This is a genomic window from Atlantibacter sp. RC6 (genome assembly GCF_014193285.1).
Classification (GTDB): domain Bacteria; phylum Pseudomonadota; class Gammaproteobacteria; order Enterobacterales; family Enterobacteriaceae; genus Atlantibacter.
Map to the genome: position 1 here is coordinate 36,412 of NZ_JACHZE010000014.1, position 19,595 is coordinate 56,006.

A 19,595-nucleotide genomic window follows, 5' to 3' on the forward strand; every position below is an offset into this window, starting at 1 on the left:
TTCCCATTATGAGAGTTATTGCAACACGCGCAGCAGCGCATCGTTGTCAGCATTATCGGCGACGGTAATGTCCAGCCAGCCCAGTTCCCGGGCGAGGGTCGCCAAACGTTCGCTGACGACAATCAGTCGGCAACGAAGTAACCAGTTTGTTTGATACCAGGGCGGGATCAGCGTAAACAGGCGCTTGAGCATTTCTCCGCTGGTTACCACCAGCGTATCCACGCCGCGCTGCTGCCAGCGGTGCGCTTCTTCCGTCCCATCATAGTATTTGTCATTACGTTGATAACATTCACAAAACGTCACGCTGACGCCGCGTTTTGCCAGCGTTTCGCCGATCAATTCGCGCCCGCCGTTGCCGCGCAACAGTACCGCGCGCTTGCCTGCAACGTTTTGTAATTCTGGTAATTGTAGCAACACTTCGCTGATTTCCCGGTCACGCGGATAATTAACCGTGAGCCCGCTGGCGGTATGCAGCGCAAGCGCCGTGGTGCGACCAATGGCAAAAGCCTGTACTTGCGGCCATGCGCGATGGTGCTGTCGCAGCGTAGCCGCCGCATGCGATACGGCGTGTTGTGAAAGGGCGAACAGGAGATCGTCAGGCGACAGGGACGCCAGCAGATCCGGCAGAGCCGACAGCTCGCGTCCGGGAGAAAACTCGATCAGCGGTAAACTCCAGGCGACCTTTCCCTGCGCGCGCAAGCGGCTTACCAGTTCTTCTCCCGCGGGGGAGGGACGGGTCACCAGGATATTCATGCCGGCGCGTCTCCGTTATAGACTTCCGCCAGAATAGCGCGTGCGCCATTTTCCAGCAGCTCTTCCGCCAGCGAGACGCCCATTTTTTCCGCATCCTGCGCCGGGCCACGGCGTTCGCCGCGGATCACCTGGGATCCATCCGGCGCGCCGACCAGCGCCCGCAGCCAGAGCTCGCCATTATTGATCTCCGCATAGCTGCCGATCGGCACCTGGCAACCCCCTTCCAGGCGGGTATTCATGGCGCGTTCGGCGCTGACGCGGATCGCGGTTTCGGTATGGTTCAATGGTGCCAGCAAAGCACGGGTGCGCTCATCATCAAGACGGCATTCAATACCCACCGCACCCTGGCCCACGGCGGGTAGGGAGACATCAGCAGGGATCGCATAACCGATGCGCGCTTCAAGATCCAGGCGCTTCAGCCCGGCAACGGCGAGAATGATTGCGTCGTAATCGCCGTTATCGAGTTTGCTCAGACGGGTGCCGACATTGCCACGTAGCGAGCGGATTTCTAAATCAGGACGGCGTTCGGCGATTTGGCACTGGCGGCGCAGGCTGGAGGTACCAACGACGCTGCCCGCCGGCATATCGTCGAGGCTGGCGAAACGGTTGGAGACAAACGCGTCGCGCGGATCTTCACGCTCGCAAATGGTCACCAGGCCCAGTCCTTCCGGGAACTCCACCGGCACGTCTTTCATGGAATGCACGGCGATATCAGCACGGCCTTCAAGCAGGGCCAGCTCCAGCTCTTTGACGAACAGCCCTTTACCGCCCACTTTCGCCAGCGGGGTATCAAGGATGATGTCGCCTTTAGTCACCATCGGCACCAGTTCCACCGTTAATCCGGGATGAAAAGTCTCCAGACGGTTTTTGACATAATGTGCTTGCCAGAGTGCGAGCGGGCTTTGGCGGGTGGCAATTCTGAGTACATTGTCTAACATGCTTGTTACCGTTAATTCGTCCATTTACCATCCTAACATTGTAACCAGAACAGTGTCAGTTTTAACGGGTTTTAGCAGGAAAGAGGGATATACGTCTTGTTCTAAGACTCCGAAGCGGGCTTTCAATGCTACAATGGATATGTAGCGCAACTTCCTTTACGGTCAACCCGCAAGGTGTTAAATTGATCACGTTTTAAGCCGAATGTCAGCCTGTATGGCTAAAACGATAAAGGCGACAAACGCGGCAGTTTTTCGAAATAGTGCAATCATCAGGCGATATGTCTTGTACCTCTATATTGAGACCCTAAAACAGAGACTGGATGCCATCAATCAATTGCGCGTGGATCGCGCTCTTGCTGCCATGGGGCCTGCTTTCCAACAGGTCTACAGTCTGCTGCCGACATTGCTACACTATCACCACCCGCTGATGCCGGGTTACCTTGATGGTAACGTTCCCCGTGGCATCTGCCTTTACACGCCTGATGAAACCCAACGCCACTACCTGAACGAGCTTGAGCTGAAGCGCGGCCTGATCCCACGTGAAACGCCTCAGGGCGAATTGCCGATCACCGGCGTCTACACCATGGGCAGCACCTCGTCCGTCGGCCAGAGCTGTTCATCCGACCTTGATATCTGGGTTTGCCACCAGTCCTGGCTTGATAGCGGAGAGCGCCAGCTACTGCAACGTAAATGCAGCCTGCTGGAAAGCTGGGCCGCGTCGCTGGGCGTCGAGGTCAGTTTCTTCCTGATCGACGAAAACCGCTTCCGCCACAATGAAAGCGGCAGCCTGGGCGGCGAAGACTGCGGCTCGACCCAGCACATCCTGCTACTGGATGAGTTCTATCGCACCGCAGTACGCCTTGCCGGGAAACGCATCCTGTGGAATATGGTGCCGTGCGAAGAAGAAGAGCATTACGACGATTACGTGATGACGCTCTACGCCCAGGGCGTGCTGACACCTAACGAATGGCTCGACCTCGGCGGCCTGAGTTCGCTGTCGGCGGAAGAGTATTTCGGTGCCAGCCTGTGGCAGCTGTATAAAAGCATCGACTCACCGTACAAAGCGGTATTGAAAACGCTGCTGCTGGAAGCGTACTCCTGGGAATACCCCAATCCGCGCCTGCTGGCGAAGGACATCAAACAGCGCCTGCACGACGGTGAAATCGTCTCGTTCGGTCTCGACTCTTACTGCATGATGCTGGAGCGCGTGACGGAATATCTGGAGCAGATTGAAGACACCGCCCGTCTGGACCTGGTGCGCCGCTGCTTCTATCTCAAAGTGTGCGAGAAACTCTCGCGCGAGCGCGCCTGCGTGGGGTGGCGTCGTGAAGTTATCAGCCAGATGGTGAAAAGCTGGGGCTGGGACGAGGCGCGTTTAACCATGCTCGATAACCGCGCCAACTGGAAAATCGACCAGGTGCGCGAAGCGCATAACGAACTGCTCGACGCCATGATGCAGAGCTACCGCAATCTGATCCGCTTTGCGCGCCGCAATAACCTGAGCGTTTCGGCAAGCCCGCAGGATATCGGCGTGTTGACCCGCAAACTGTATGCGGCTTTCGAGGCGCTGCCGGGTAAAGTCACCCTGGTGAACCCGCAAATTTCGCCGGATCTCTCCGAGCCGACGCTGACGTTCATTCATGTTCCGCAGGGCCGCGCCAACCGCAGCGGCTGGTATCTCTACAACCGTGCGCCGAACATGGAGTCGATCATCAGCCATCAACCGCTGGAATATAACCGTTATCTTAATAAGCTGGTGGCCTGGGCCTGGTTTAACGGCCTGCTCACCTCGCGTACCCGCCTGTTTATTAAGGGCAACGGTATTTGTGACCTGGCGAAACTGCAGGAGATGGTGGCGGATGTTTCCAGCCATTTCCCGCTGCGTTTGCCTGCGCCAACGCCGAAAGCGCTCTACAGCCCGTGCGAAATTCGCCATCTGGCGATTATCGTCAACCTCGAATATGACCCGACCGCGGCCTTCCGCAATCAGGTGGTGCATTTCGATTTCAGAAAGCTGGATGTGCTGAGCTTCGGCGAAGAGCAAAAATGCCTGATCGGCAGTATCGACCTGCTGTACCGCAACTCCTGGAACGAAGTGCGTACGCTGCATTTCAACGGCGAGCAGGCGATGATCGAGGCGTTGAAAACCATTCTCGGTAAAATGCACCAGGATGCCGCGCCGCCGGACAGCGTTGAAGTGTTCTGCTACAGCCAACATCTGCGCGGCCTGATCCGCACCCGCGTACAGCAGTTAGTCTCTGAATGTATTGAATTCCGCTTGTCCAGCACCCGTCTCGAACCGGGCCGCTTTAAAGCGTTGCGCGTAGCCGGGCAGACCTGGGGTCTGTTCTTTGAGCGCGTGAACGTGTCAGTGCAGAAGCTGGAGAACGCCATCGAATTCTACGGCGCGATTTCCCATAACAAACTGCATGGCCTGTCGGTACAGGTTGAAACCAACCAGGTGAAACTGCCGGCGGTAGTGGATGGCTACGCCAGCGAAGGGATTATTCAGTTTTTCTTTGAGAACACCAAAGACGACAGCGGCTTTAATATCTACATTCTTGACGAGAGCAACCGCGCCGAGGTTTACCACCATTGTGAAGGCAGCATTGAAGAGCTGGTACGCGACGTCAGCCGCTTCTACTCGTCATCCCACGACCGCTTTACCTACGGCTCCAGCTTTATCAACTTCAACCTGCCGCAGTTTTACCAGATTGTGAATATCGATGGCCGCAATCAGGTGATCCCGTATCGCAGCCAGGCGATCACGAATGTTGCGCCGCCCCGTCAGGACGACGCCACGCCGTTGTTGCAGCAGTATCAGTCGTAATCAGCGAAAGCTGACGGCTTCGCCTGCTTGTTGAGTGCAGGCGTTTTCCAGCAGCGTCCAGAATTTCTCGCCGGTACGATCGCACACCCACTCATCGTCACGTAAATCGAAATGGTAGCCGCCCTGTTTGGTCGCCAGCCACACCTGATGCAGCGGCTCCTGGCGGTTAATGATGATTTTGCTGCCGTTTTCAAAGCTTAAGGTCAGCACGCCGCCGTTGATTTCACAGTCGATATCGGTTTCACCGTCATAATCGTCGATACGTTCTTCGATGGTCTGCCACAGGCCATCGGCAAGGCGATGAAATTCACTGTCGTTCATGTTTGCTTCCTGTTGTGAGTGTTGGCGAAAGTATAAAAGCTCTGGATCTGAATAGAAACCTTGCCGCCGCGGGCGTTTTACCCACAACAGGAGATTGACGGCGGCAAACTCTTGCTTTTGCGGCTTCTCCTGCGATGATAGAAAGCAAAGCATTAACGTTATATCGATAACTACAGGCATTCATGATGAAGAAAATTTTTTGCTCCCTGGCCGTGGTGCTGGCGTTTGCAAGCCTTACGGGATGCGGTCTGAAAGGGCCTCTTTACTTCCCGCCTGCAGATAAAAAAGCCCCGCCGCCGACGCGTCCGGTGCAGGATAATACCCAATCCACCAACCCTGACCGTAACGATCGCGGCCAGAACGATCAGCCGACTCAGGTGATTTACTGATCGATAACGATTTGTCACCGCGCTTACGGAGTGAAAAATGCAGTTTTCCAAAATGCATGGCCTGGGTAATGACTTTATGGTCGTCGACGCGGTCACACAGAACGTCTTCTTTTCGCCAGAATTAATCCGTCGCCTGGCGGATCGCCATCTTGGCGTTGGTTTTGATCAACTGCTGGTGGTGGAGCCGCCGTACGATCCCGATCTCGATTTTCATTACCGTATCTTTAATGCCGACGGCAGCGAAGTTTCCCAGTGCGGAAACGGCGCGCGCTGCTTCGCGCGCTTTGTGCGCCTGAAAGGGTTGACCAACAAACGCGATATCCGGGTCAGTACCGCCAACGGGCGCATGGTGCTGACGGTCAACGAAGATGATTTAGTGCGAGTGAACATGGGCGAGCCGAATTTTGAGCCGTCCCAGGTACCGTTCCGTGCCAACAAGGCGGAAAAGACCTATATCATGCGCGCTGCTGAGCAAACCATAATGTGCGGCGTGGTTTCCATGGGGAACCCGCACTGCGTCTTGCAGGTCGACAGCGTTGACACTGCCGCCGTGGAAACGCTCGGCCCGGTTCTGGAAAATCATGAGCGTTTTCCTGAGCGGGCGAATATCGGCTTTATGCAGGTGGTGACGACGAATCACATCCGGCTACGCGTTTTCGAACGCGGCGCGGGTGAAACCCAGGCGTGCGGCAGCGGTGCGTGTGCTGCGGTGGCGGTGGGGATCACCCAGGGGTTACTGGCCGAGCAGGTGCGGGTCGAGTTGCCTGGTGGTCTGCTGGATATTGCCTGGAAAGGGCCAGGGTACCCGCTGTATATGACGGGCCCGGCTGCTCATGTTTACGATGGATTTATACATTTATGAATAATATCGGGGAACCGCAAGCGCTCCTTGCCGAGATTGACGATCGCGCAGTCTGCGAATATCTGCTGCGCAACCCTGACTTCTTTATCCGTAACGCCGCGCTTGCCGAGCAAATGCGGGTGCCGCATCCGGTTCGCGGGACGGTATCGCTGGTGGAATGGCATATGGCGCGCGCCAGAAACCATATCAACCAGCTGGAAGAAAATATGTCGCTGCTGATGGAGCAGGCCAGCGCCAATGAAGGGCTGTTTTATCGTCTGTTGAAGCTACAGGGGCGGCTGGCGTCTGCGCCCAGTTTGCAGGAGATGCTTAATCGTCTGCATCGCTGGGCCAGAGAAATGGGGCTGGCGGGCGCGTCTGTACGCCTGTTCGCTGACCGCTGGCGCATCGGCGCGCCGTCGGACTTCACCCATCTGGCGCTGTCGCGTCAGGCATTCGAGCCGCTGCGCATTCAGCGCCTGGGCCATGACAACCACTATCTCGGTCCGTTGAACGGGCCGGAACTGCTGGTGGTGTTACCGGAGGCTAAAGCGATTGGTTCGGTGGCGATGTCGTTAATGGGCGGTGATGAAGCCCTGGGCGTGGTGATGTTCACCAGCCGCGATCCGCAACACTATCAACCAGGCCTGGGCACTCAACTGCTCCATGAGCTGTCTCTGATGTTGCCGGAACTGCTGGAGCGCTGGGTTGAACGCGTATGACGCCGTCACCGTTACAGGACCCTGCCGATCGTTTTCTGCGTTATCTGAAAGTCGAGCGGCAGCTTAGCCCGCTGACCATTTTGAACTATGGTCGCCAGCTGGCTGCGATTATCGCGCTGCTGGACGCCATGAAACTCACCCAGTGGCGGCAATGCGATGCCGCGATCGTTCGCAGCATCGTGGTGCGTAGCCGCCGCGACGGCTTGCAGGCCACCAGTCTGGCCCTTCGCCTCTCGGCGTTACGCAGTTTCTTTACCTGGCTGGTGGGCCAGGGTGAACTGAACGCGAATCCGGCCAAAGGCATCTCCGCGCCGAAACCGCCGCGCCATCTGCCCAAAAATATCGAAGTCGATGACGTTAACCAACTGCTGGATATCGATCTTAACGATCCGCTTGCGGTACGCGATCGCGCCATGCTGGAAATGATGTATGGCGCGGGCCTGCGTTTGTCGGAGCTGGTCAACCTGGACTGTCGTCACCTGGATTTATCTACCGGCGAAGTCTGGGTGCTGGGTAAAGGCAGCAAAGAGCGACGCTTGCCGATAGGGAAAAGCGCGCTGGCGTGGACGGAGCACTGGCTCGATTTGCGCGGGCTGTTTGGCCCCGACGATGACGCATTGTTCCTGGCGAAAACCGGCAATCGTATCTCGGCGCGCAACGTCCAGAAACGCTTTGCCGAGTGGGGCATCAAACAGGGGCTGAACAGCCATGTCCATCCCCATAAACTACGCCATTCGTTTGCCACCCATATGCTGGAATCAAGCGGCGATCTGCGCGGCGTACAGGAGCTGTTAGGGCATGCCAATCTCTCCACCACGCAAATCTATACCCATCTTGATTTCCAGCATCTGGCTTCGGTCTATGATGCCGCGCACCCACGCGCCAAACGAGGGAAAACGTAATGCATTTTTATCGCCCGCTGGGCACGATTTCCGCGCTCACCTTTGATCTGGACGACACGTTGTATGACAACGTGCCGGTTATCACTCGCACCGAACAGAAAGCGTTTGAATTTGTGCGTAATTTCCATCCGTCGCTGAACGCGCTGGAGGCCGATGAATTTCATCGCGTCCGCCAGGCGCTGCGCCATGCCGAGCCGGAGATTTACCATGACGTCACCGAATGGCGTCGCCGTGCGGTAGAGCGCGCCATGCTCGACGCGGGGCTAAGCGAACACGAGGCGCGCAAAGGGGCGGATGCCGCAATGGAGAATTTCGCCTCCTGGCGCAGCCGTATTGACGTGCCGCAGGAAACCCACGACACCCTGAAAGCGCTGGCAAAAAAATGGCCGCTGGTGGCGATCACCAACGGTAACGCCGATCCGCATCTGTTTGGCCTGGGCGGCTATTTCCAGTTTGTGCTGCGCGCCGGTCCGCATGGCCGCTCTAAGCCGTTTAGCGACATGTACCACCTGGCGGCGGAAAAGCTCAGTATCAGCCCCGGTGAGATCCTGCACGTGGGCGATGACCTCACCACCGACGTGGCGGGTGCTATCCGCAGCGGGGTGCAGGCATGCTGGATTAATCTGCGCGATGCCAGTCTGATGCGCGCCACCGACAGCCGCTTATTACCCCATCTGGAAATTTCACGGTTGGCATCCTTAACGGCACTGTTATAATTTCATCCACTCTGTATAAATTCACAGGGGTGATTGCACCCCTCTTTCCCGGCGGTACCAATGGACGTTTCTTACCTGCTTGATGGCCTCAATGATAAACAGCGCGACGCCGTCGCAGCGCCGCGCACCAATATGCTGGTGCTGGCGGGCGCGGGCAGCGGTAAGACGCGTGTGCTGGTTCACCGTATCGCCTGGCTGATGATGGTGGAAAACTCATCGCCGTATTCGATTATGGCGGTGACCTTTACCAACAAAGCGGCGGCGGAAATGCGCCACCGTATCGGCCAGATTATGGGCTCCAGCCAGGGCGGCATGTGGGTAGGCACCTTCCACGGTCTGGCGCACCGTCTGCTGCGCGCGCACCATATGGATGCGGGCTTGCCGCAGGATTTCCAGATCCTCGACAGCGAAGACCAGTTGCGCCTGCTGAAGCGTCTGATCAAGGCGATGAATCTGGACGAGAAACAGTGGCCGCCGCGTCAGGCGATGTGGTTTATCAATGGCAAAAAAGACGAAGGGTTGCGTCCGCACCATATTCAGAGCTATGGCAACCCGGTGGAGCAGACTTGGCAGAAAGTGTACCAGGCCTATCAGGAAGCGTGCGATCGCGCAGGCCTGGTAGATTTCGCCGAGCTGCTGCTGCGCGCCCATGAGCTGTGGCTCAACAAGCCGCATATCCTTAATCACTATCGTGAACGCTTCACCAATATTCTGGTGGACGAATTCCAGGACACCAACAGCATTCAGTACGCCTGGATCCGCATTCTGGCGGGCGACACCGGTAAAGTGATGATCGTGGGGGACGATGACCAGTCGATCTACGGCTGGCGCGGGGCGCAGGTTGAGAATATCCAGCGCTTCCTGAATGATTTCCCCGGCGCGCAAACCATCCGCCTGGAGCAAAACTACCGCTCCACCAACAATATTCTTAACGCCGCCAACGCCCTGATTTCTAACAATGCCGGGCGTCTTGGCAAGAATCTCTGGACCGACGGCAGCGACGGCGAGCCCATTTCTCTGTACTGCGCGTTCAACGAACTGGATGAAGCGCGTTTTGTGGTAAACCGCATCAAAACCTGGCAGGAAAGCGGCGGCGCGCTGGAAAAATGCGCCATCCTCTACCGTAGCAACGCCCAGTCGCGCGTGCTGGAAGAGGCGCTGTTGCAGGCCAGTATGCCGTACCGGATTTACGGCGGGATGCGATTCTTCGAACGCCAGGAAATTAAAGATGCGCTCTCTTATTTACGGCTGATCGCTAACCGCAACGATGACGCGGCGTTTGAACGCGTGGTGAATACCCCGACGCGCGGCATCGGCGATCGTACCCTTGACGTGGTGCGCCAGACGTCGCGCGAGCATCAGCTTACGTTGTGGCAGGCCAGTCGCCAGCTGTTGCAGGAAAAAGCGCTGGCCGGTCGCGCCGCCAGCGCGTTACAGCGCTTCCATGAACTGATCGATGCTCTGGCGCATGAAACCGCCGATATGCCACTGCACGTACAAACCGACCGGGTGATCAAAGACTCCGGCCTGTGGATGATGTACGAGCAGGAGAAGGGTGAGAAAGGCCAGACCCGCATCGAAAACTTAGAGGAACTGGTGACGGCGACGCGCCAGTTCAGCTACAACGAAGAAGATGAAGACCTCATGCCGCTACAGGCGTTTTTGTCTCATGCGGCGCTGGAAGCAGGCGAAGGACAGGCGGATACCTGGCAGGACGCGGTACAGCTGATGACCCTGCACTCCGCCAAAGGCCTGGAGTTCCCGCAGGTGTTTATCGTCGGCATGGAAGAGGGCATGTTCCCGAGCCAGATGTCGCTGGATGAAGGCGGGCGTCTGGAAGAAGAGCGCCGCCTCGCTTATGTCGGCGTCACCCGCGCGATGCAAAAACTGACCATCACCTATGCCGAGTCGCGTCGTCTGTACGGTAAAGAGACCTATCACCGTCCGTCGCGGTTTATCGGCGAATTGCCGGAAGCCTGTATTGAAGAAGTGCGCTTGCGCGCCAGCATCAGCCGTCCGGTGAGCCATCAACGCATGGGGACGCCGATTGCGGAAAATGACTCCGGATTCAAGCTGGGCCAGCGGGTGCGTCATGCCAAATTCGGCGAAGGCACCATCGTCAACCTTGAAGGTAGCGGCGAGCACAGCCGCCTGCAGATTGCGTTTCAGGGGCAGGGCATCAAGTGGCTGGTGGCCGCTTATGCGAAGCTGGAAACCGTGTAACTTATAGATAAATCGCCCGATTTTTGATTCTTTACTAACCTTAAAGCATAACGGGCGTTTATTATTCGTGGCCGCGCCGTTGCGTGTTGACGCTAAATTTTTGCTGGCGTAACATGCGCCCACGATTATGCTAAGAGGACATTCGCCTTGGACACACCCAGTAGATGCTGGCTCACCGTCCTGTTCAACAGGAACAACTCCTAAGGCTATCCTCGTATGCTGATAGCCTTAGCGGTTGTCAGCGACTGCATTTTCCCGTCGCGCTGAGTCAGGCTGTTTAATGGTCTGAAACCCCCTTTGTTTCTGTGTGCCAACCGAACTGTCCAGGATTTTTTGTATTGGGAGTCCCGGTCATGCTGAGCGCATTTCAACTGGAAAACAATCGTCTGTCTCGTCTGGAACTCGACGAGGTACAAACCTTAACAAACTCAGTGTGGGTGGATTTGGTCGAACCGGATGACGATGAGCGTCTCCGGGTACAATCTGAGCTGGGGCAAAGCCTGGCGACACGTCCTGAACTGGAAGACATCGAAGCATCGGCGCGTTTTTTCGAAGACGAAGACGGCCTGCATATTCACTCCTTTTTCTTCTTTGAAGATGCCGAAGATCATGCCGGTAACTCCACCGTGGCGTTCACTATCCGCGATGGCCGTCTGTTTACCCTGCGTGAGCGTGAACTGCCCGCGTTCCGCCTTTACCGTATGCGCGCCCGCGCGCAGTCCATGACCGACGGTAACGCCTACGAGCTGCTGCTCGACCTGTTCGAAACCAAAATCGAACAGCTGGCGGATGAGATTGAGAACATCTACAGCGACCTGGAAAAACTCAGCCGCGTCATTATGGAAGGCCATCAGGGCGATGAATATGATGAAGCGCTATCAACGCTGGCAGAACTCGAGGACGTGGGCTGGAAGGTGCGCCTGTGCCTGATGGATACTCAGCGCGCGCTCAATTTTCTGGTGCGTAAAACCCGTTTGCCTGGCGGCCAGCTTGAACAGGCGCGCGAGATCCTGCGCGATATCGAATCCCTGTTGCCGCATAACGAATCGCTGTTTCAGAAGGTGAACTTTTTAATGCAGGCGGCGATGGGTTTCATCAACATCGAGCAGAACCGGATCATCAAAATCTTCTCGGTGGTCTCCGTGGTGTTCCTGCCGCCAACCCTGGTGGCTTCAAGCTACGGGATGAACTTCGAATTTATGCCGGAACTGCACTGGAGCTTCGGCTACCCTGCGGCCATCATCGCCATGATGCTCGCAGGGCTGGCACCGTATCTTTACTTCAAACGGCGCAACTGGTTGTAATTATTACGCCGGATAGAGAATCAACTTTATCCGGCTTATCCTTATATAAGCGGGCTTTGCGGTAAAGGCGAGCCATTACCTACAGTTTTACTCAGGAAGGTACTCAGGGTAAATCCTTTCTATTTTGTTTTCGGGCGTTAATTCGTACTCACTCCCGCTAGTAGTAATGTAATATCGAGTATTACGGTAAGGTTGTTCATCAACAATTAATAAGTAATTTTTTACAATGCAATTTTTTTTCGGTCTTAATGGTCGGGATGCAAAATAAATCCTCATGCGGACTGTTTTGATAATTAGTAAAACCATTACCAATATCAGCAACATAATATGTATGGTAGTCATCGATTAAAGGGTGGTTACTTTTAATTTGTTGCTGGCGCGACAGATACCAGTTTATTTTATCTCTGTCGGTCCATGGCAGATGATCAACGACCAGCATTACAACCCCGCCAGCATCTGAATAGGAATAAATTATGTTAACGGGGCGCAGTGTCCATAAGTTATAAATTCCACTTAGTATAAACACATTGATCGCCGTATTTAAGATTTTACTTTTCATAAGTAACTATTAAATCGCCAGGCATTTCCATTTACCTTATGAATAACAACGACGTGGGTGTATTAACTAACAAACGCTAAGATAAACGGATAATGGAAAATGCGCCATGGTTCACACTTTCTTATTTATGTTAAGCGATTTATTAACCGATCGGGACGAAACGGCGTAAGGAATATTTCGCTCTTTTACAACACTATTTGAAGGGAATTGATGCGAGAGCGAAGAGCTGTAGGCAATTTACTATCGACAAACAGCTCTCCGATAATGTAAAGAAAATGATAAGTTATTAACGCGGCGTGCGACGAAGGGTATACACCGCATCCATCACAAATATTGCCAGCGCGACCCAAATAAACGCAAAGGTCACCATCTTATCCGGGCCGGGGATTTCGCCATAAAACACGACCGCCAGCACAAACATCAGCGTCGGGCCGATATACTGGAAAAAGCCCAGCGTGGAGAGGCGTAAACGCGTGGCGGCAGCGGTGAAGCACAGTAGGGGAATCGTCGTGACAATGCCGGCCGCCATAAGCTCAAGGTTCAGTGTCAGGGAGTTCGCGCCCATATGGCTGGTTGGGCTGTCGGCAATGCCAAACAAATAAATTGCGGCAACCGGCAGTAACCACAGCGTTTCGACCAGCATCCCGGTTTGTGCGTCCACCATGATCTTTTTACGCAGCAACCCGTAAAGCGCGAAGCTGAACGCCAGCGCCAGCGCGATGATTGGCAGAGAACCAAAAGTCCAGAGCTGTACCAGCACGCCGCAGGCAGCCAGGCCGACGGCGATCCACTGCATCCGGCGAAAACGCTCACCAAGGAAAATCATCCCCAGCAGGATGTTCACCAGCGGGTTAATAAAGTACCCCAGGCTCGCTTCCAGCAGATGGTGATTATTCACCGCCCAAATAAATAACAGCCAGTTGCCGCCGATCAGCACGGCGCTTAACGCCAGTGCGAACACTTTCTTCGGCGTCTCGAACAGGCGTTTCAGGCCGCTCCACTGGCGGCTGATGGAAATCAGCGCCACCATAAAGAAGAAGGACCAGATGACGCGGTGAGTCAGGATTTCATCGGCGGGAACGAAGTCGATCAGCTTGAAATACGCCGGGGCTATTCCCCAAATAAAATAAGCGGCAAGGGCGAATAAAACCCCTTGCCGCGTCTGTTTTGCATCCATTAGTAACGCTCGTTATCAAAAAGTGAATGCATTTTAACAGCTAATAATATTTAACCAACCATATAGGTTGCTGTGGCGCTGGCGATATATACCTGCTCTTCGTTATGCAGTTCTACTCGCGCCACCGCGACTTTGTTACCGGCGCGCAGCAGGCTACTGGTGGCGGTAAAGCGGGTGCCGCGGCCTGGGCGTAAATAGTCGACGCGCAGATCGATCGTGCCCATGCGCGATAAACGCTGGCGAAGTTCTTCTTCGGTAATGGTTTCATGGCGGGCAAGCGTGCTGCCCACACATACCAGCCCGGCCGCCACATCCAGCGCCGACGCGATCACGCCGCCGTGCAGAATGCTTTGCGCCCAGTTTCCGACCATCATCGGCTGGTTATTAAAGCAAAGCTCTGCATAATCTTTCTCATAGCGGATCAGCTCCAGACCCAGCGTTCGGTTGAACGGCATGTGATAAACAAAAATCTCGCCGACCAACTGGAGCGCGGCGTCGTTAGTCAAAACGGTAGGGGACATGGATTCCTTCCTCAAGAGACCTGTTGTTAAATTGTTGTTGATTTTATGCTTCTTGTTTGTTGTTTTCCAGATTCAGAAACCAGGACTAAGCAGTAGATAAATAAAAATGTAGAATGTAATCCGGATAATAATTCAGCGGTTTTTATTGATTTGGTCAGGAGAACAGGCCACATGGGCAAATTTCTGGGTTGGGTAGGGGGCATATGTTTATTGCCGGGCGCGGCGTTAGCGCAGGAGGCTGTGGTTCAGGAAGTGCATGATGCGCCAGCGGTTCGCGGCAGCATTATCGCAAACTTGCTTCAGGAGCACGACAACCCGTTTACGCTCTATCCTTACGAGTCGAATTACCTGCTTTACACGGTCACAGACGATCTGAATAAAGAAGCCATCGAAACCTATAATTGGTCCGATAATTCTCGCAAAGATGAAGTAAAGTTTCAGTTAAGTCTGGCGTTTCCACTGTGGCGCGGTATCCTCGGCCCTAACTCGGTTTTAGGCGGCTCCTACACCCAGCGATCCTGGTGGCAGCTTTCCAACAGCGAAGAGTCATCGCCGTTTCGTGAAACCAACTACGAACCCCAGGCTTTTTTAGGCTTTGCGACCGATTATCGCTTTGCAGGCTGGACGCTACGCGACGTTGAGTTTGGCTACAATCACCAGTCCAATGGCCGTTCAGACCCGACCTCACGCAGCTGGAACCGTGTATATACGCGCCTGATGGCCCAGAATAACAACTGGCTGGTGGAAGTGAAGCCCTGGTATGTGGTGGGCAATACCGATGACAACCCGGATATCACTAAATATATGGGTTATTACCAGCTAAAAATCGGTTATCAACTGGGCGAGGCGATCCTGAGCGCCAAAGGGCAGTACAACTGGAATACCGGCTACGGCGGCGCGGAGCTTGGCTTCAGCTACCCGGTGACAAAGCACGTGCGTCTTTATACTCAGCTGTACAGTGGTTATGGCGAGTCGTTAATCGACTACAACTTTAACCAAACCCGCTTCGGCGTGGGCGTAATGCTTAACGATCTGTTCTAAGGGCATTGCAGTTTCCCCCGCAGGCGCTGAAAATAGCGCCTGTTTTATTTTGAGTGATGGAGTGAGCGTGGCGCAGGCAGAAGTATTGAATCAGGAATCGCTGGCGAAACAGGTTTTGCAGGAAACCTTCGGCTACCAGCAATTCCGCCCTGGCCAGGAAACCATCATTAATACCGTGCTGGACGGGCGCGATTGCCTGGTGGTGATGCCGACCGGCGGCGGTAAATCGCTGTGCTACCAGATCCCGGCGCTGGTGAAAAACGGTTTAACGGTGGTGGTTTCGCCGCTGATTTCGTTGATGAAAGATCAGGTCGACCAGCTGCTGGCTAACGGCGTGGCGGCGGCCTGTCTTAACTCTACGCAAACCCGCGAAGAGCAGCAGGCGGTGATGGCGGGTTGCCGTACCGGGCAAATCCGTTTGCTGTATATCGCGCCTGAGCGCCTGATGCTCGACAATTTCCTCGACCAGCTTGCTTTCTGGAACCCGGTGATGCTGGCGGTGGACGAGGCGCACTGTATTTCGCAGTGGGGGCACGATTTCCGCCGCGAGTATGCGTTATTGGGGCAACTGCGCGATCGCTTTCCCAATGTGCCGTTTATGGCGCTCACCGCCACGGCGGATGAGACTACACGCCGTGATATCGTGCATCTGCTTGGTCTGCACGATCCGCTGATCCAAATCAGCAGCTTTGACCGGCCCAATATCCGCTACATGCTGATGGAGAAGTTCAAACCGCTCGATCAGCTGATGCGCTATGTGCAGGACCAGCGCGGCAAATCGGGCATCATCTACTGCAACAGCCGGGCGAAGGTGGAAGATACCGCCGCACGTCTGCAAAGCCGGGGCATCAGCGCGGCGGCCTATCATGCCGGGCTGGAAAACAACGTCCGCGCCGAGGTGCAGGAAAAATTCCAGCGCGACGATTTACAAATCGTGGTGGCGACCGTGGCTTTCGGGATGGGCATCAACAAGCCGAACGTGCGCTTTGTGGTGCACTTCGACATCCCGCGCAATATCGAATCCTATTATCAGGAAACAGGCCGTGCCGGACGTGACGGGCTGCCCGCCGAAGCGATGCTGTTCTACGATCCGGCGGATATGGCCTGGCTGCGCCGCTGCCTTGAAGAAAAACCCGCAGGACAACTTCAGGATATCGAGCGCCATAAACTCAACGCCATGGGCGCGTTTGCCGAGGCGCAAACCTGCCGTCGTCTGGTGCTGCTGAATTACTTCGGTGAAGGGCGCCAGGAGCCGTGCGGCAACTGCGATATCTGCCTCGATCCGCCGAAGCAGTACGATGGTTTGCTGGATGCGCGTAAAGCACTGTCGACGATTGGGCGCGTCAACCAGCGTTTTGGTATGGGCTATGTGGTTGAAGTGCTGCGCGGCGCCAATAACCAGCGTATTCGCGATATGGGCCATGACAAATTGCCCGTTTATGGCATTGGCAAAGATCAGAGTCACGAGCACTGGGTGAGCATTATTCGCCAGCTTATCCATATGGGATTTGCTACCCAAAACATCGCTCAGCATTCGGCGTTACAACTGACTGAAGCGGCGCGCCCTGTGCTGCGCGGAGAAGTTGAACTGAGGCTGGCCGTACCGCGTGTTATCGCCCTGAAACCGCGCGTGGCGCAGAAATCCTACGGCGGTAATTACGACCGTAAGCTGTTCGCTAAACTGCGTAAGCTGCGCAAAGCCATTGCCGATGAAGAAAATATCCCGCCTTACGTGGTGTTTAACGACGCCACGCTGATTGAAATGGCCGAGCAGATGCCGCTCAGCCCCAGCGAGATGCTTAGCGTCAACGGCGTGGGGATGCGGAAACTGGAGCGCTTCGGCAAAGAGTTTATGGCATTGATCCGTAGCCATGCGGATGGCGACGACGAAGAGTAGTCACCGTCGCCAGAACGTGGCAGGATAATCATTCAATGAATGATTATCCTGCGAGTAATTCTCCATGTTAATGCTTTTCCTGACAGTCGCTGCAGTGCATCTGCTGGCTCTTATCAGTCCCGGCCCTGATTTTTTCTTTGTCTCCCAAACCGCGGTAAGCCGCTCGCGAAAAGAAGCCATGCTCGGCGTGCTGGGCATCACCGCGGGTGTCATGGTGTGGTCCGGCGTGGCGCTGCTGGGTTTGCACATCATCCTCGAAAAAATGGCCTGGCTGCATAACATCATTATGGTCGGCGGCGGTCTGTATCTGTGCTGGATGGGCTATCAAATGCTGCGCGGCGCGCTGAAGAAAAACGACGCCCCTGCCCATGAGCCCAAAGTCGAACTGGCGCGCGGCGGACGCAGTTTCCTGAAGGGGCTGCTGACGAATCTGGCAAACCCGAAAGCGATTATCTATTTCGGCAGTGTGTTCTCGCTGTTTGTGGGCGATAATGTCGGTAGCGGCGAGCGCTGGGGCATTTTCCTGCTGATCGCCCTGGAAACTTTCGCCTGGTTTACTCTGGTCGCCAGCCTGTTTGCGTTACCTGCGATGCGTCGCGGCTACCAGCGAATGGCGAAGTGGATCGACGGCGTAGCCGGCGCGCTGTTCGCTGGCTTCGGGCTGCATTTGATTATTTCGCGCTAATTAACCCGGGCGCGCGCTGGCCAGTAGCGCGCCCACCAGCATAAACAGCGAACCGAATACCCGGTTCAATGCCTTCATCTGCTTTGGCCCTTTGATCCACAGCGCGATACGGGTGGCGAGGGTGGCATAACCAATCATCACAATCACATCCACAACAATGGTGGTTGCGCCAAGGATCGCGTACTGCGCGGTCTGCGGCTGATGCGGCACGATAAATTGCGGAAACAGCGCCGCAAGAAACACGATGCTTTTCGGGTTGGTTAAATTCACGAACACTGCGCGCTGGAACAGTTTGCGGCGCGGCTGGCTTTGGGCGAGGGTGTGCAAATCAATCGCGCCAGCGGCCCGCCACTGTTGAATACCCAGCCAAATGAGATAGGCCGCGCCCGCCCACTTCAAAATCTCAAAAGCCATCAAAGAGCGGGAAAACAGCGCACCGAGGCCCACACCCACCAGTACAATATGGATCGCCAGACCGAGTTGTAGACCAGTGATGGACGCAACCGCGCCGCGGTAGCCGTGGCTCATCGCCGTGCTCATGGTGTTGATGGCTCCGGAGCCGGGTGAAAGACTGAGGATGATTGTGGTGAGCAGATAGGTACACCACCATTCGAACGACATGGGAAACTCCCGGAATAAGCGCTTTTATGTCACAATACGCTATACCTTCTATCTTGCAAGTAGCCGATTCGCTGGCAGTATAAACAAAGCCAGAAGCCGCATTTTTTCATACGTATTCACACCGTAAAGTCAGGGCAGGGCATCCCATGATTGAGCACAAAAATGGATGGTATTCCCGGGAAAAAGCGTTTGCCGCTTTTACCATGGGGCCGCTCACGGCGTTCTGGCAGCAGCGCGAAGAAGATGAATTTACCGGGGTGGATGGTGTGGCGGTGCGTTTTGTGCGGTTTCGTGCAGCTAACCACGATCGGGTGGTGGTGATTTGCCCTGGCCGCATCGAAAGCTACGTGAAATACGCCGAGCTGGCGTGGGATCTGTTCCATTGCGGCTATGATGTATTAATCATCGATCACCGCGGCCAGGGGCGTTCCGGGCGGATGTTATCCGATACCCATCGCGGGCATGTGGTGCGTTTTAGCGATTATGTGGACGACCTGGAACTGTTCTGGCAACAGGAAATCAAGGACGGACCGTGGCGCAAGCGCTATGTATTAGCCCATTCCATGGGCGGCGCGATATCCGCACTGTTTTTAGAGCGTCGTCCGGACGCGTTTGACGCTGTCGCCTTTTGCGCGCCGATGTTTGGCATTGTATTGCGCCTGCCCGACTGGATGGTGCGCCAAATCCTCGACTGGGCGGAAGGGCACCAGCGTATCCGGGAAGGCTATGCAATTGGCACCGGCCGCTGGCGCGCGTTGCCGTTTGCGATTAACGTGTTGACCCACAGCCGGCAGCGCTATCGCCGCAATCTGCGTTTCTACGCCGATGAACCGACGTTGCGCGTAGGCGGGCCGACTTATCACTGGGTAAGGGAAGGCATCCTTGCCGGAGAGCAGGTTTTAGCAGGGGCCACTGCGATGACCACGCCGACATTGCTTCTCCAGGCAGAAGAAGAACGTGTGGTGGATAACCGCATGCACGATCGCTTCTGTGACATTCGGGCCGCGGCGGGCCACCCCTGTTGGGGGGGTAAACCTTTCGTCATTAACGGCGCGTACCATGAGATCCTGTTTGAAAAGGACGCTATGCGCGCCGAGGCGCTGAATGCCATCGTCGACTTTTTCGATGCGCATGATTAATTACTGGCGGTCAGGC

At 55.5% G+C, this 19,595-nt stretch carries 19 protein-coding genes and 1 pseudogene; 13 read left to right on the top strand and 7 right to left on the bottom strand.

Going from position 1 to position 19,595, the window contains the following annotated elements; translation table 11 throughout:
- Nucleotides 1-15: 15 nt before the first annotated feature.
- Nucleotides 16-753 carry a uroporphyrinogen-III synthase gene (hemD, locus tag FHW74_RS21505; protein ID WP_183172338.1) on the bottom strand — a complete coding sequence of 246 codons (738 nt, stop codon included), beginning with the start codon at nucleotides 751-753 and terminating at the stop codon, nucleotides 16-18.
- Entirely contained in the window at nucleotides 750-1,691 is a 942-nt protein-coding gene (gene hemC, locus FHW74_RS21510) for a hydroxymethylbilane synthase (RefSeq protein WP_183172339.1), read from the bottom strand. Before hemC ends, hemD begins: the two co-directional genes overlap by 4 nt.
- A gap of 283 nt (nucleotides 1,692-1,974) precedes the next feature.
- On the opposite strand from hemC, the gene cyaA reads away from it, so the two are divergent.
- Complete coding sequence (gene cyaA, locus FHW74_RS21515) at nucleotides 1,975-4,521, top strand: class I adenylate cyclase (protein WP_183172340.1); 2,547 nt, start codon at nucleotides 1,975-1,977, stop codon at nucleotides 4,519-4,521.
- Here the strand turns inward: cyaA and cyaY are convergent, their stop codons facing one another.
- On the bottom strand, nucleotides 4,522-4,842 hold the full coding sequence (cyaY, locus tag FHW74_RS21520; protein ID WP_183172341.1) for an iron donor protein CyaY: 321 nt from the start codon (nucleotides 4,840-4,842) through the stop codon (nucleotides 4,522-4,524). It lies immediately after the preceding gene.
- Nucleotides 4,843-5,027: 185 nt separating this feature from the next.
- On the opposite strand from cyaY, the gene FHW74_RS21525 reads away from it, so the two are divergent.
- From FHW74_RS21525 to corA, 8 genes are all read left to right on the top strand, one after another.
- Nucleotides 5,028-5,231: a lipoprotein gene (locus FHW74_RS21525; protein WP_183172342.1), complete on the top strand. Its 204-nt coding sequence runs from the start codon at nucleotides 5,028-5,030 to the stop codon at nucleotides 5,229-5,231.
- Nucleotides 5,232-5,268: 37 nt separating this feature from the next.
- Entirely contained in the window at nucleotides 5,269-6,093 is an 825-nt protein-coding gene (gene dapF / locus FHW74_RS21530; protein WP_183172343.1) for a diaminopimelate epimerase, read from the top strand.
- On the top strand, nucleotides 6,090-6,794 hold the full coding sequence (locus FHW74_RS21535; RefSeq protein WP_183172344.1) for a DUF484 domain-containing protein: 705 nt from the start codon (nucleotides 6,090-6,092) through the stop codon (nucleotides 6,792-6,794). Before dapF ends, FHW74_RS21535 begins: the two co-directional genes overlap by 4 nt.
- Nucleotides 6,791-7,696, top strand: coding sequence for a tyrosine recombinase XerC (xerC, locus tag FHW74_RS21540; protein WP_183172345.1), 906 nt, complete (start codon nucleotides 6,791-6,793; stop codon nucleotides 7,694-7,696). Before FHW74_RS21535 ends, xerC begins: the two co-directional genes overlap by 4 nt.
- Nucleotides 7,696-8,412: a 5-amino-6-(5-phospho-D-ribitylamino)uracil phosphatase YigB gene (gene yigB / locus FHW74_RS21545; protein ID WP_183172346.1), complete on the top strand. Its 717-nt coding sequence runs from the start codon at nucleotides 7,696-7,698 to the stop codon at nucleotides 8,410-8,412. The genes xerC and yigB overlap by 1 nt, the downstream gene beginning before the upstream one ends.
- A 60-nt stretch (nucleotides 8,413-8,472) precedes the next feature.
- Nucleotides 8,473-10,635: a DNA helicase II gene (uvrD, locus tag FHW74_RS21550; protein ID WP_183172347.1), complete on the top strand. Its 2,163-nt coding sequence runs from the start codon at nucleotides 8,473-8,475 to the stop codon at nucleotides 10,633-10,635.
- Nucleotides 10,636-10,782: 147 nt separating this feature from the next.
- Nucleotides 10,783-10,839, top strand: a complete 57-nt coding sequence (ysgD, locus tag FHW74_RS23055) for a YsgD/CorL family protein (protein WP_350029113.1) — start codon at nucleotides 10,783-10,785, stop codon at nucleotides 10,837-10,839.
- Nucleotides 10,840-10,988: 149 nt separating this feature from the next.
- Nucleotides 10,989-11,939 carry a magnesium/cobalt transporter CorA gene (corA, locus tag FHW74_RS21555; RefSeq protein ID WP_183172348.1) on the top strand — a complete coding sequence of 317 codons (951 nt, stop codon included), beginning with the start codon at nucleotides 10,989-10,991 and terminating at the stop codon, nucleotides 11,937-11,939.
- 87 nt (nucleotides 11,940-12,026) lie between these two features.
- Here corA and FHW74_RS21560 read toward each other — a convergent pair.
- The 3 genes and pseudogenes from FHW74_RS21560 to yigI form a co-directional block, all read right to left on the bottom strand.
- Nucleotides 12,027-12,498: pseudogene (locus tag FHW74_RS21560) on the bottom strand (DUF943 family protein).
- Nucleotides 12,499-12,784: 286 nt separating this feature from the next.
- The gene (gene rarD / locus FHW74_RS21565; RefSeq protein ID WP_183172349.1) at nucleotides 12,785-13,675 is read right to left on the bottom strand and encodes an EamA family transporter RarD; all 891 of its coding nucleotides are present in this window, start codon (nucleotides 13,673-13,675) and stop codon (nucleotides 12,785-12,787) included.
- A gap of 50 nt (nucleotides 13,676-13,725) precedes the next feature.
- Complete coding sequence (gene yigI / locus FHW74_RS21570) at nucleotides 13,726-14,196, bottom strand: acyl-CoA thioesterase YigI (protein ID WP_183172350.1); 471 nt, start codon at nucleotides 14,194-14,196, stop codon at nucleotides 13,726-13,728.
- Between the two features lie 171 nt (nucleotides 14,197-14,367).
- Between yigI and pldA the strand changes: the two genes are divergently transcribed.
- The 3 genes from pldA to rhtC all read left to right on the top strand — a co-directional run bounded on the left by pldA (nucleotide 14,368) and on the right by rhtC (nucleotide 17,819).
- Entirely contained in the window at nucleotides 14,368-15,237 is an 870-nt protein-coding gene (pldA, locus tag FHW74_RS21575; protein ID WP_183172351.1) for a phospholipase A, read from the top strand.
- 67 nt (nucleotides 15,238-15,304) lie between these two features.
- On the top strand, nucleotides 15,305-17,134 hold the full coding sequence (gene recQ / locus FHW74_RS21580) for an ATP-dependent DNA helicase RecQ (protein WP_183172352.1): 1,830 nt from the start codon (nucleotides 15,305-15,307) through the stop codon (nucleotides 17,132-17,134).
- A gap of 64 nt (nucleotides 17,135-17,198) precedes the next feature.
- Nucleotides 17,199-17,819: a threonine export protein RhtC gene (gene rhtC / locus FHW74_RS21585; RefSeq protein ID WP_183172353.1), complete on the top strand. Its 621-nt coding sequence runs from the start codon at nucleotides 17,199-17,201 to the stop codon at nucleotides 17,817-17,819.
- Here rhtC and rhtB read toward each other — a convergent pair whose 3' ends face one another.
- Nucleotides 17,820-18,440: a homoserine/homoserine lactone efflux protein gene (gene rhtB, locus FHW74_RS21590; protein WP_183172354.1), complete on the bottom strand. Its 621-nt coding sequence runs from the start codon at nucleotides 18,438-18,440 to the stop codon at nucleotides 17,820-17,822.
- A gap of 146 nt (nucleotides 18,441-18,586) precedes the next feature.
- On the opposite strand from rhtB, the gene pldB reads away from it, so the two are divergent.
- On the top strand, nucleotides 18,587-19,579 hold the full coding sequence (gene pldB, locus FHW74_RS21595) for a lysophospholipase L2 (protein ID WP_183172355.1): 993 nt from the start codon (nucleotides 18,587-18,589) through the stop codon (nucleotides 19,577-19,579).
- The last annotated feature ends 16 nt before the right edge of the window (nucleotides 19,580-19,595 follow it).

Excerpts from the sequence above, each read along its gene's own strand:
- hemC (WP_183172339.1), bottom strand. The coding sequence starts at position 1,691 with ATGTTAGACAATGTACTCAGAATTGCCACCCGCCAAAGCCCGCTCGCA.
- FHW74_RS21535 (WP_183172344.1), top strand. The coding sequence starts at position 6,090 with ATGAATAATATCGGGGAACCGCAAGCGCTCCTTGCCGAGATTGACGAT.
- rhtB (WP_183172354.1), bottom strand. The coding sequence starts at position 18,440 with ATGTCGTTCGAATGGTGGTGTACCTATCTGCTCACCACAATCATCCTC.
- hemD (WP_183172338.1), bottom strand. The coding sequence starts at position 753 with ATGAATATCCTGGTGACCCGTCCCTCCCCCGCGGGAGAAGAACTGGTA.
- uvrD (WP_183172347.1), top strand. The coding sequence starts at position 8,473 with ATGGACGTTTCTTACCTGCTTGATGGCCTCAATGATAAACAGCGCGAC.
- corA (WP_183172348.1), top strand. The coding sequence starts at position 10,989 with ATGCTGAGCGCATTTCAACTGGAAAACAATCGTCTGTCTCGTCTGGAA.
- dapF (WP_183172343.1), top strand. The coding sequence starts at position 5,269 with ATGCAGTTTTCCAAAATGCATGGCCTGGGTAATGACTTTATGGTCGTC.
- yigI (WP_183172350.1), bottom strand. The coding sequence starts at position 14,196 with ATGTCCCCTACCGTTTTGACTAACGACGCCGCGCTCCAGTTGGTCGGC.
- rarD (WP_183172349.1), bottom strand. The coding sequence starts at position 13,675 with ATGGATGCAAAACAGACGCGGCAAGGGGTTTTATTCGCCCTTGCCGCT.
- pldA (WP_183172351.1), top strand. The coding sequence starts at position 14,368 with ATGGGCAAATTTCTGGGTTGGGTAGGGGGCATATGTTTATTGCCGGGC.
- FHW74_RS21525 (WP_183172342.1), top strand. The coding sequence starts at position 5,028 with ATGAAGAAAATTTTTTGCTCCCTGGCCGTGGTGCTGGCGTTTGCAAGC.
- cyaY (WP_183172341.1), bottom strand. The coding sequence starts at position 4,842 with ATGAACGACAGTGAATTTCATCGCCTTGCCGATGGCCTGTGGCAGACC.
- xerC (WP_183172345.1), top strand. The coding sequence starts at position 6,791 with ATGACGCCGTCACCGTTACAGGACCCTGCCGATCGTTTTCTGCGTTAT.
- pldB (WP_183172355.1), top strand. The coding sequence starts at position 18,587 with ATGATTGAGCACAAAAATGGATGGTATTCCCGGGAAAAAGCGTTTGCC.
- yigB (WP_183172346.1), top strand. The coding sequence starts at position 7,696 with ATGCATTTTTATCGCCCGCTGGGCACGATTTCCGCGCTCACCTTTGAT.
- rhtC (WP_183172353.1), top strand. The coding sequence starts at position 17,199 with ATGTTAATGCTTTTCCTGACAGTCGCTGCAGTGCATCTGCTGGCTCTT.